Here is a 10,953-nt window from a genome sequence, read left to right as displayed (position 1 = left end):
CAAAGGAACCTTGAACCCACAACCGTGGGCACGAGGTAAAACATCTGGCACTAACTTTCAAACACACTGTTGAGTTCTCAAACAACACACGCGCACCATCTCGGCCCGCCAAGGCTCCGTCGGGGCTTGCTTCCCTACCGTCTAGCGCTTTCCAACCGTACCCGACACATTCCGCAGCACCAAATTCGCTCTGTTTCTTTATCGGGCCGCCGAAATTGCTTTCGCATTTCCAGCTTAGCTCGACCGGAGCTTCGGCGCCAAATTCGCGCCGATTGTTCGATCGGGCTTTTCAAGCGTATCCGGTCGAGTTCGCGGCGCCAAATCCGCCGCCTCGCCCAGCACACAGCGTTACGTTCCGGCTTTACCGGCTCGATCAGCTGGTTTCCCGCGGGCCGTCCACCCCGGCGCTTGCGCACCAGATCGTGTCCGTCTCCCCTGCGGGCCTGACGAAATCTACGCGGCTCGTCGGGGATCCGCAAACCCGGGAAGAGTGGTCCGCGCCACACTTGGCTCGTCGGTCGCCCGTCAACGGTCGTCGGCGGGGCGCGCGGCCCGTCCGGGATCTTCTGTGGGGTGCGGCCCGTCCGGCCCCGTCCGTCGACCGGCTACCGCTGGGGCGGGGTGCGGGCGGCCTTCTGCGGCTACGTCCGGCCGTTTGGCGATGTCGCCGCAGGCGTCCAGGGCCGGCGCGAGGTCGCTTGGCGGTGTCAAAGCTGCTGCCGTGCGCCGAGCTGCTGCCGGACAGCCGGCACGCCGGCTGTCGGCAGCTTCCGCACCTCGCTTTGCGTCGCAGGCGACCAGGCGTCGGATTGCCTGAGGGCTGTGGACTGGCTGACCGACAACGCCGCGTCTGCTGCCGACGATCCGACGGCCCGGCGGCTCGACAGCCCGGCGGCCAGTGGCCGGACGGCCGGCTTCCACACTCGGCCTTGCACTGGCGGACGCGGCCTGACCCGAACTGCCCCGGAGGCTGTGGACAAGCGGCCCGATCCTGACCCCGCACAGCGACCACGCTCACCGCGAGCAGCGGCGACCCGCCCATCCCCGACACCTTCGCCGCGAGCGGCGACGACCTTGCCCACCCCCGCACAACCCACCACACCCATCGCAAGCGGCGGGCGGGCCCGGATCGACCTCCTCGCGCTGGGCGGCCCGAGCTCACCGCCTCGGTCCGCCCAGGCTTTACCGGGCCGGACGGATCGAATTCCCCGCCCCAGGCCGGTCTGAACCCACCGCCCCGGGCGACCCGGGCTTCACCACCCCGCACGGGCCGGACCCACCATCCGCCACGGGCCCGAACCCACCGCTCCGGACAGCCCGGGCTTCACCACCCCGGACAGCCCGAGCTCGCCCCGACCGCCCGGGCGTGGTGTCACCACCCCGGTCGGATTGAACCCACCGCCCCGGACGGCGCAAGCTCACCGCACCGGACGGCTTGACCCGCCCCGGCCGGCCGGACCCTGCTGCCCGGATGGCTCGGGCTCACCTCACCGCACCGGCCCCACTGCCCCGGACGGCCCGACCTCACCGCACGGCTTGACCGCACTGCCCCGGACGGCCCCGGACGGCCCCGGACGGCCGGAGCTCACGGCCCCGCACGCCCCCACTGCCCCGGACGGCTCGAGCTCACCGCACCGGACGGCTTGACCGCACTGCCCCGGACGGCCCGGGCCCACCACACCGGCCCGCCCCCGCTACCCCGGACGGCTCGGGCTCACCGCACTGGGCGGCGGCCCGGCCGCGGCGGACTGGCCGGAGTGAGGACGCGGCCCCGGGCACTACGGCGGGGCCGCGCGATACGCGGAGCCTCCCCTGCGCGCCGGACGCGGGAGCGCCCGGCGCCCGCCGGGCAGGCGTAAAAACTAAACGACCTCAACCCCCGCGACGGTGCGCTTGCCCTTGCGCAGGACCAGCCACCGGCCGTGCAAGAGGTCCTCGCGGGCCGGCGACGCCTCGGAGTCGGTCACCTTCGTGTTGTTGACGTACGCCCCGCCCTCGCGGACCGTGCGACGTGCGTCGGACAGGCTCGACGCGAGGCCGGACGCGTGCAGCAGCGCGGCGGCGGACGGCAGCTCTCCCGAGACCTGGTGCAGGCCGGCCTCCGACAGGGCCGCACGCAGGGTCGCGGCGGGCAGCGTCTGCAGCTCGCCGCGGCCGAAGAGTGCGCCGCTCGCGGCAACGACCGCCTCGGTCTCGGAGGAGCCGTGGACCAGCGTGGTCATCTCCGCGGCCAGGCGACGCTGCGCGAGGCGCGCGGCCGGGCGTTCGGTGGCCGCGACCTCGAGCTCCTCGATCTCCTTGCGGTCGAGGAACGTGAACGTCTTGAGGCGGCTGACGACGTCGCGGTCGTCGGTGTTGAACCAGAATTGGTACCAGGAGTAAGGACTGGTCAACGACGGATCGAGCCAGACCGAACCGCCGCCGGTGCTCTTGCCGAACTTCTCGCCGGTGGCGTTGGTGAGCAGCGGCACGGTGAGGGCGTGCGCGGGGCCGCCGTCGTTCGCGGTGACGCGGCGGATGTAGTCGAGGCCCGCGGTGATGTTGCCCCACTGGTCGTTGCCGCCGATCTGCAGGCGGCAGCCGTGGTCGCGGTAGAGCTGCAGGTAGTCGTTGGCCTGCAGGAGCTGGTAGCTGAACTCGGTGTAGCTGAGGCCGCCGGAGTTGAGGCGGGCCGCGACCGACTCGCGGGACAGCATCTGGGTGATCGGGAAGTGTTTGCCGACGTCACGCAGGAAGTCGAGAGCGGACACCGACGCGGTCCAGTCGAGGTTGTTGGCGAGGATCGCGCCCTGCTCGAAGTCGACGAACTTGGCCAGCTGCGGCCGGAGGGCGTCGACCAGCTCGCGCACCCGCTCGGGTGTGTTCAGGACCCGCTCGGACGAGCGGCCGCTGGGGTCGCCGATCAGTCCGGTGGCGCCGCCGGCCAGGACGATCGGGCGGTGGCCGGCCTGCTGGAAACGCCGCAGCGTGAGCAACGGGACCAGGTGCCCGGCGTGCAGGCTCGCGGCGGTCGGGTCGAATCCGGCGTAGACCGTGAGCGGAGCATTGTCGAGTGCAGTGCTCAGGGCCTGTTCGTCGGTGGTCTGGGCGATCAGACCGCGCCAGCGCAGTTCGTCGAGGAAGTCACTCACGGAGAGCATCATTCCCTACCGCCGCAGCCCGGGGCGAACGTCTATACGGGCTGACGGTCGGGTCGCCGGTGATCCAGAAGCGCCAGGGGGTGTCGGCGCCCTTCGAGACGCCGGTGCGCGGACCGGCGCTGATGTGCTCCACCGGGTCCGACCGATCGAGCAGGACGAGCGGGCCGCGCCCGTCGAGCAGATTGGTTCCGTCCGCGCTCCGGTCGATCGCGAGCGCGGTGGTCAGGCGCGCCGGTCCGCGGGCGAGGTCCCGGTCGGAGAGCGTGCGGCCCCTCCGGGCCGTCTCGAGGCCGTCGGTCACCCGCCCGGCGCGCAGGAGGACGGCCGCGGCGACGCCGACCGGGCCGCAGGTGATGTTGACGCACCAGTGCATGCCGTAGCTGAAGTAGACGTACAGCGTGCCGGGGCCTTCGAACATGCTCGCGTTGCGCACGGTCCGCTGCCGGTACGCGTGCGACGCCGGGTCGCCGGCGGTACCGGCGTAGGCCTCGGTTTCGGTGATCCGCAGCGTGACGCCGTGCGCGGCGACGTACCGCCCGAGGAGCGCCGGTGCGGCGTCCTCGGGCGGACCGGCCAGGATCTCAGCGAGGGACAACCTGCTCCTGCGCCCAGGTGCTGAAATGCTCGATGGTGGCCTTGACCTGGGCCAGCTGCGCGGCGACGGCCTCGGGGCCGGTGGAGCCGGGTGTGGTGCGAGCCCGGAGGGCGCCCTCGACGTTGAGCACCGCGCGCACCGACGGGTCCAGGTGCGGGCTGACCTCGGTCAGGTCGTCGTCGGTCAGGTCGTCGAGTTCCTCGCTGCGCTGCGCGGCCTTCGCCACCAGAGCACCGACGATCTCGTGCGCGTCGCGGAACGCGACGCCCTTGCGGACGAGCCATTCGGCGACGTCGGTCGCGAGCGCGAAGCCGGTCGGCGTGGCCTTCTCCAGTACGTCGGTGTGGACGGTCATCGTGGCGACCATTCCGGTGAGCGCGGGCAGCAGCAGATCGAGAGTCTCGATCGCGTCGAACACCGGCTCTTTGTCTTCCTGCAGGTCACGGTCGTAGGCGAGCGGCAGTGCCTTCAGCGTGGCGAGCAGTCCGGTGAGGTGTCCGATCAGCCGGCCGGACTTGCCTCGGGAAAGCTCGGCGATGTCCGGGTTCTTCTTCTGCGGCATGATCGAGCTGCCGGTCGCGAACGCGTCGTCGAGCGTGACCCAGCCGAACTCCTGCGAGGTCCAGAGGACGAACTCCTCGCCGATCCGGGAGAGGTGGACGCCGATCAGCGCGGCGACGAACAGGAACTCGGCCGCGAAGTCGCGGTCACTGACCGCGTCGATCGAGTTCGGGGCGGCGGCGGTGAACCCCAGCTCGGCCGCGACCGCTTCCGGATCCAGCGGGAGGGAGCTACCGGCCAGCGCCCCGGCGCCGAGCGGGCTGACCGCGGCGCGCTTGTCCCAGTCGGTGAGCCGGTCGAGGTCGCGCAGCAGCGCCTGGACGTGGGCCAGCAGCTGGTGGCTGAACAGGATCGGCTGGGCGTGCTGGAGGTGGGTCATGCCCGGCGCGGGCACCGTCCGGTGCGCTTCGGCCTGATCGGTGAGCGCCTGGGCCAGGTTCGTGAGGTTCGCGGCCACCCCCCGGACGTGATCACGGAGGTAGAGGCGCAGGTCGGTGGCGACCTGGTCGTTGCGGCTCCGCCCCGCGCGGAGCTTCCCGCCGAGTGCGCCGAGCCGTTCGAGGAGGCCGCGCTCGAGCGCGGTGTGCACGTCCTCGTCGTCGATCGTCGGCGTGAACGCGCCTTCGGCGCAGTCCTTCTCGAGCTCGTCGAGCGCCTTGATCATCAGGTGCAGCTCGTCCGCGGTCAGCAGGCCGGCCCGGTTGAGGACGCGGGCGTGTGCACGCGATCCGGCCAGGTCGTACGGGGCGAGCCGCCAGTCGAAGTGGACGCTCACGGACAGGCGGGCCAGGGCCTCGGCGGGGCCGCCGGAGAAGCGTCCGCCCCAGAGGCGAGTAGTGGATTCAGTCACGGGTTTCCTTGGTGAACATTGTGGGCCCAGTCGAGGACCTTGGCGGCGAAGGCTTCGCCGCCGTGGGTGTCGCGGGTGATGACGAGGATCGTGTCATCTCCGGCGATCGTCCCGATGAGGTCGGGTAGCCCCGAACGGTCGAGTGCCGACGCGAGGAACTGGGCCGCGCCGGGCGGAGTCCGCAGCACGACCAGGTTGCCGCTGGCCTCGGCGCCGGTCAGGAGTTCCTGCAGCCGCCGGACCAGTTGGTCGGGCGGGCTCACCGACGGGCGCATCGGCGCGGCGCCCTCCTCCGGCAGGACGTAGGCGGCCGGGGAGCCGTCGGCGCCGCGGAGTTTCACGGCGCCGAGCTCCTCCAGATCGCGGGAGAGCGTGGCCTGGGTGACGGCCATGCCCTCGTCGGCGAGCAGGCGCGCGAGCACGGTCTGCGACGGGATCGGGGTCGACCGGACCAGGTCGCTGATACGCGCGTGCCGCGCCGCCTTCGTGACCGGATTACTCATGCTGCTCCACGAGCCAGGTCAGCAGTGCTTTCTGGGCGTGCAGGCGGTTCTCGGCCTGGTCCCAGACGGCCGAGCGGGGACCGTCGAGCACGTCGGCGCTGATCTCGTTGCCCCGGTAGGCCGGGAGGCAGTGCAGCACGATCGCGGTGTCTCGGGCCCGTTGCACGGCGGCGGCGTCGATGCGGTACGGAGCCAGGGTGGCGAGCCGCTCGGCGCTGCTCGCGGTTTCCTGGCCCATCGAGACCCAGGTGTCGGTGGCGAGGATGTCGGCACCGGCGGCGGCCTCGGGATCGTCGGTGATCGTGATCTCGTTGTCCGTGGCCAGACGCCTGGCCCGCTCGACGACGCGGTCGTCGGGCAGGGCGTTCTTCGGACCCGCGACGCGGACGTTCAGGCCCGCGAGTGCGCCCCCGACGAGGTAGGAGTTCGCCATGTTGTTCGCGGCGTCGCCCAGGTAGGTGAGGGTCCTGCCCCGGGTGGTGCCGAACCTCTCGCGGATCGTCAGCAGGTCGGCCAGGATCTGGCACGGGTGGAACAGGTCGGTCAGCGCGTTGACGACCGGCACCGCGCTGACGCTCGCCATCGCCTCGAGGCGGTCCTGGCCGAACGTCCGCCAGACGATCGCCGCGCACTGCCGGTCGAGGACCCGGGTGGTGTCTTCGATCGTCTCGCCCCGGCCGAGCTGGCTGGTTCCGGAGTCGAGCACGAGCGGGTAGCCGCCGAGCTCGGACACGCCGACCGCGAAGCTCACCCGGGTGCGGGTGCTGGGCTTGTCGAACAGCAGGGCGACGCTCCGGGGGCCGGCGAGCGGGGTGAACCGGTGGCGGTCCTGCTTCATTTGCGCGGCGAGGTCCAGGATCTGGCTCTGCTCGTCGGCGGTGAGGTCGTCGTCGGCGAGGAAGTGGCGGGTCATCGGGCGTTCTCCAGTGCGGCGGGGAGGGCCGCGAGGAACGCGTCCGCCTGATCGTCGGTGAGGATCAACGGCGGGGCCAGCCGGAGCACGCCCGGAGCCACCGCGTTGACGAGGAAGCCGGCCTCCTTGAGGGCCGCTTCGGCGGATTTGGCGATGTCGTCGGTGAGGACGATGCCGAGGAGCGCGCCGGTGCCGCGGACTTCCCGGACGCTCGAGTGGCTGATGCCGGCGCGCAGCCGCTCGCCGAGGTGCTTGGCGCGGGACAGCAGGTCCTCGGTCACGATCGTGTCGATCACGGCGAGCGCGGCGGCGCAGCTGACCGGGTTGCCGCCGAACGTCGAGCCGTGGCTGCCCGGGCCGAGGAGGTCCGCGGCCGCGCCGAACGCCAGGCACGCGCCGAGTGGGAGGCCGCCGCCGAGTCCCTTGGCGAGCGTGACAACGTCGGGCTGGATGCCTTCGGACTGGTGCTGGAACCAGTGGCCGGTGCGGCCCATGCCGGTCTGCACCTCATCGAGGACGAGGAGGGTGTCCGCGGTGATCTCACGGGCGGCCTGCAGATAGCCGGCCGGCGCCGGGACGACGCCGGCTTCGCCGAGCGTCGGCTCGAGGATGACCATCGCGGTCTGGTCGGTGACCGCGTTCCGGAGGGCGTCGACGTCGCCGTAGGGGACGTGGGTGACGTGGCCGGGCAGCGGCCGGAACGGGTCGGCCTTGCCCGGCTGGCCGGTGAGCGCGAGAGCGCCCATCGTGCGGCCGTGGAACCCGTTTTGGGCGGCGACGACGTGCGTCTTGCCGGTGCGGCGGGAGAGCTTGAACGCGGCCTCGTTGGCCTCGGCGCCGGAGTTGCAGAAGTAGACGCGACCGTCGCGGCCGGCTTTTTCCAGGAGGCGCTCGGCCAGCGTGACGGCCGGCACGCTGGCGAACAGGTTCGAGACGTGGCCGAGCGTGGCGACCTGGGTGGACACGGCCTCGACGATCGCCGGGTGGGCGTGGCCGAGGACGTTCACCGCGATGCCCGCGTACATGTCGACGTACCGGTTGCCCTGGTCGTCCCACACCACGGCGCCCTCGCCCTTGACCAGGGCGGTCGAGGGGGTGCCGTAGTTGTCCATGAGGGCTTCGCGCCACCGGGCCTGCAGGCCGGTCATGACGTTTCCTCCGGGGTCGGGACCACCATCGTGCCGAATCCTTCCTCGGTGAAGATCTCCAGGAGCAGCGAGTGGGCGACGCGGCCGTCGATGACGGTCGCCTGCGGCACGCCGCCGCGCACCGCGCGCAGGCACGCCTCCATCTTCGGGATCATGCCCGCGGACAGCGACGGCAGCAGGTCGTCGAGTTCCGCGGCCCCGATCTGGCTGACCAGCGAGTCGTGGTCGGGCCACCGGGTGTAGAGACCCTCCACGTCGGTGAGCACCACGAGCTTCTGCGCGCCGAGCGCGACCGCGAGGGCCGAGGCCGCCGTGTCGGCGTTCAGGTTGTGCACCTGTCCGTCGGCGTCCGGCGCGACCGTCGAGATGACCGGTATCCGTCCGGACTCGATCAGGTCCCACACCGCCGCCGGGTTCACCGTCGCCACGTCTCCGACCAGGCCGACGTCGACCTGCTCGCCGTCGACGGTGGCCGAGCGCCGGGTGGCGGTGAGGAGATGCGCGTCCTCCCCCGACATTCCGACGGCGAACGGTCCGTGCTCGTTGATCAGTCCGACGAGTTCCCGTCCGACCTGGCCGACGAGCACCATCCGGACGACGTCCATCGTCTCGGGTGTGGTGACGCGCAGGCCGCCCCGGAACTCGCTGTCGATACCCAGGCGGCCGAGCATCGTCGAGATCTGCGGGCCGCCACCGTGGACGACGACGGGCCGTGCGCCGGCGTAACGCAGGAAGACCATGTCTTCGGCGAACGCGCGCTTCAGGGACTCGTCGGCCATCGCGTGACCGCCGTACTTGACGACGACGACCGCGCCGTTGAACCGCTTGAGCCAGGGCAGTGCCTCGATGAGGACGCTGGCCTTGTGCTGGGCGTTCTGGATGTCCCGGGCCGAGAGCATGTGATCGACGCTCACGAGGTGTAGGCCGAGTTCTCGTGGACGTAGGCCAATGTCAGGTCGTTGGTGTGGACCGTGGCGGTGTGTTCCCCGGCGTGCAGGTCGACGTCCAGGGCCAGGTTCCGGGCCGAGATGTCGACGGCGGTCTCCCCGGGATTCGCGGCACTGTTGACGCAGACCGGGACGCCGTTGAACGAGACGTCGATGCGGTCGGGGTCGAAGGTGGCGTCGGTGGTGCCGATCGCGGCCAGCACCCGGCCCCAGTAGGGATCGTTGCCGAAGAGCGCGCACATGAGCAGGTTGTTGCGGGCGATCGAGCGGGCGACCGTCACGGCCTCGTCCTCGGTGTGGGCTCCGGTGATCGTGATCGCGATCTCCTTGGAGGCGCCTTCGGCGTCGCCGATGAGCTGGCGGGCGAGGTCGGCGCAGGCCGCCTGGACCGCGTGGGTCAGTTCGTCGACCGTGGGGCGCGTGCCGGAGGCGCCGCTCGCCAGCAGCAGGACCGTGTCGTTTGTGGACATGCAGCCGTCGGAGTCGATGCGGTCGAACGTCGCCTTGGTGGCCGCGCGCAGCGCCGTGTCGAGCGTGTCCGCGTCGGCCACGGCGTCGGTGGTGAGGACGCAGAGCATCGTGGCGAGCGCGGGAGCGAGCATGCCGGCGCCTTTGACCATGCCGCCGAGCGTGAAGCCCTCGCCGCTGACCACGGTCGTCTTCGCGTGGGTGTCGGTGGTGCAGATGGCTTTCGCGGCGTTGTTCAGCTCGTCGTCGCCGAGTTCCCGGGCCGCCGCGTCGACGCCGTTGAGGAGGGCGTGCATCGGGAGACGCTCACCGATGACACCGGTGGAGCAGACCGCGACGTCGCCGGCACCGATGCCGAGACGCTCGGCGACCCGCTCGGCGGTGGCGTGGGTGTCCTGGAAACCCTGCGGGCCGGTGCAGGCGTTGGCGCCGCCCGAGTTGAGGACGACCGCGGTGAGTCGTCCGGCCTTGAGAACCTGCTGGGTCCAGAGCACCGGCGCGGCCTTGATTCGGTTGCCGGTGAAGACGCCGGCGGCGGCGTCGAGCGGGCCGGTGTTGCGGACCAGAGCCACATCGGGGTCGCCGCTGGGCTTCAGACCGGCCGCGACTCCGGCGGCCTGGAACCCCTTCGCACTGGTGACGCTCACGGTGCTACTCCCGTCATCGGAAGGCCGGTGGTCTCGGGCAGGCCGAGGGCCAGGTTGAGGCACTGCACCGCGGCACCCGCGGTGCCCTTGGTCAGGTTGTCGATCGCGGCGACGACGACGATGCGGTGCGCGTCCTCGTCGAGGGTCACCTGGATCTGGGCCGTGTTGGCACCGAGGGTGGCGGCCGTGGTGGGCCAGCGGTTCTCGGCGAGGAGGTGCACGAAGGGCTCGGTGCCGTAGGCGGTCTCGTAGGCGCGTCGGATGGCTTCTTCGGTGACGCCCGGCTTCGCGGGGGCAGTGCAGGTCGCGAGGATGCCGCGGGGTAGCGGGGCCAGGACAGGGGTGAAGGACACCTTCACGTCGGTGCCGGCCGCGGCGCTGAGGTTCTGGATGATCTCGGGCGTGTGGCGGTGGGCGCCGCCGACGCCGTAGGCCGAGAGCGAGCCCATGACCTCGGAGCCGAGCAGGTTCGGCTTGAGCGACTTGCCCGCCCCGGACGTGCCGGAGGCGGCGACGATGACCGCGTCGGGCTCGGCCAGGCCGGCGTGGAAGGCCGGGACCAGGGCCAGGCTCGCGGCCGTCGGGTAGCACCCGGGGACGGCGATCTTGGTCGCGTTCCGCAGCTTGTCCCGAGCGCCGGGGAGTTCGGGGAGGCCGTAGGGCCAGGTGCCGGCGTGCTCGGTCTGGTACCAGCGCTTCCAGGCCACCGGGTCGGTGAGGCGGAAGTCGGCGCCGCAGTCGATGACGAGTGTCTCGGGCGGGAGCGCGTTGGCGATTTCTCCGGAGTGGCCGTGCGGCAGGGCCAGAAAGACCGCGTCGTGGCCTCGGAGCTGGTCCACGGTGGTGGGGGCCAAGATGCGGTCGGCCAGGGGAGTGAGGTGGGGGTGGTGGTCGGCGAGGGGGGTGCCGGCGTTGGAGGCGGCGGTGAGGGTGCCGAGCTCGACGTGGGGGTGGGTGAGGAGGAGTCTGAGGAGTTCGCCGCCGGCGTATCCGCTCGCTCCTGCTATGGCTACCCGCACGCGCATGCCGCCCTCCAGCCCAAGGTCCACCGCATGAGTATGCACTTCAATGGATTCTCATGCAAGAGTGAGGCTGTTCGTGGGGCGCCAGTCGGTAAGCTTGCCGTAATCCGCCGAAGGGTAAGCGATTCGAGGCGCCGTGACCGCATACGCTCCACCGCC

Annotated in this window: 9 protein-coding genes; all 9 read right to left on the bottom strand. The window is 71.3% G+C overall.

The window, feature by feature from the left end:
* Positions 1–1,862 precede the first annotated feature (1,862 nt).
* Genes tyrS through argC form a run of 9 tightly spaced genes read right to left on the bottom strand, consistent with a single transcriptional unit; the run spans position 1,863 to position 10,797 of the window.
* Positions 1,863–3,140, bottom strand: a complete 1,278-nt coding sequence (gene tyrS / locus ACIBZJ_RS10325) for a tyrosine--tRNA ligase (protein WP_395927800.1) — start codon at positions 3,138–3,140, stop codon at positions 1,863–1,865.
* Entirely contained in the window at positions 3,124–3,735 is a 612-nt protein-coding gene (locus tag ACIBZJ_RS10320; protein ID WP_395927706.1) for a DNA-3-methyladenine glycosylase, read from the bottom strand. Before ACIBZJ_RS10320 ends, tyrS begins: the two co-directional genes overlap by 17 nt.
* Positions 3,722–5,146, bottom strand: a complete 1,425-nt coding sequence (gene argH, locus ACIBZJ_RS10315; RefSeq protein WP_395927704.1) for an argininosuccinate lyase — start codon at positions 5,144–5,146, stop codon at positions 3,722–3,724. The genes ACIBZJ_RS10320 and argH overlap by 14 nt, the downstream gene beginning before the upstream one ends.
* Complete coding sequence (locus ACIBZJ_RS10310) at positions 5,143–5,649, bottom strand: arginine repressor (RefSeq protein ID WP_395927702.1); 507 nt, start codon at positions 5,647–5,649, stop codon at positions 5,143–5,145. Before ACIBZJ_RS10310 ends, argH begins: the two co-directional genes overlap by 4 nt.
* Positions 5,642–6,562 carry an ornithine carbamoyltransferase gene (argF, locus tag ACIBZJ_RS10305; RefSeq protein WP_395927700.1) on the bottom strand — a complete coding sequence of 307 codons (921 nt, stop codon included), beginning with the start codon at positions 6,560–6,562 and terminating at the stop codon, positions 5,642–5,644. Before argF ends, ACIBZJ_RS10310 begins: the two co-directional genes overlap by 8 nt.
* Positions 6,559–7,710 carry an acetylornithine transaminase gene (locus ACIBZJ_RS10300; protein WP_395927698.1) on the bottom strand — a complete coding sequence of 384 codons (1,152 nt, stop codon included), beginning with the start codon at positions 7,708–7,710 and terminating at the stop codon, positions 6,559–6,561. Before ACIBZJ_RS10300 ends, argF begins: the two co-directional genes overlap by 4 nt.
* The gene (argB, locus tag ACIBZJ_RS10295; protein WP_395927798.1) at positions 7,707–8,609 is read right to left on the bottom strand and encodes an acetylglutamate kinase; all 903 of its coding nucleotides are present in this window, start codon (positions 8,607–8,609) and stop codon (positions 7,707–7,709) included. Before argB ends, ACIBZJ_RS10300 begins: the two co-directional genes overlap by 4 nt.
* 11 nt (positions 8,610–8,620) lie before the next feature.
* Complete coding sequence (argJ, locus tag ACIBZJ_RS10290; protein WP_395927696.1) at positions 8,621–9,772, bottom strand: bifunctional glutamate N-acetyltransferase/amino-acid acetyltransferase ArgJ; 1,152 nt, start codon at positions 9,770–9,772, stop codon at positions 8,621–8,623.
* On the bottom strand, positions 9,769–10,797 hold the full coding sequence (gene argC / locus ACIBZJ_RS10285) for an N-acetyl-gamma-glutamyl-phosphate reductase (RefSeq protein ID WP_395927796.1): 1,029 nt from the start codon (positions 10,795–10,797) through the stop codon (positions 9,769–9,771). Before argC ends, argJ begins: the two co-directional genes overlap by 4 nt.
* Positions 10,798–10,953 lie beyond the last annotated feature (156 nt).

Source organism: Cryptosporangium sp. NPDC051539, assembly GCF_044454545.1.
GTDB lineage: Bacteria > Actinomycetota > Actinomycetes > Mycobacteriales > Cryptosporangiaceae > Cryptosporangium.
Note: the sequence above shows the minus strand (reverse complement) of the source record. Positions and strands in the feature narration are given on the sequence as shown.

What these genes read in the sequence shown, in the direction of transcription:
- tyrS (WP_395927800.1), bottom strand. Translation starts at nt 3,140, where the DNA reads ATGCTCTCCGTGAGTGACTTCCTCGACGAACTGCGCTGGCGCGGTCTG.
- ACIBZJ_RS10310 (WP_395927702.1), bottom strand. Translation starts at nt 5,649, where the DNA reads ATGAGTAATCCGGTCACGAAGGCGGCGCGGCACGCGCGTATCAGCGAC.
- argF (WP_395927700.1), bottom strand. Translation starts at nt 6,562, where the DNA reads ATGACCCGCCACTTCCTCGCCGACGACGACCTCACCGCCGACGAGCAG.
- ACIBZJ_RS10300 (WP_395927698.1), bottom strand. Translation starts at nt 7,710, where the DNA reads ATGACCGGCCTGCAGGCCCGGTGGCGCGAAGCCCTCATGGACAACTAC.
- argB (WP_395927798.1), bottom strand. Translation starts at nt 8,609, where the DNA reads ATGCTCTCGGCCCGGGACATCCAGAACGCCCAGCACAAGGCCAGCGTC.
- argC (WP_395927796.1), bottom strand. Translation starts at nt 10,797, where the DNA reads ATGCGCGTGCGGGTAGCCATAGCAGGAGCGAGCGGATACGCCGGCGGC.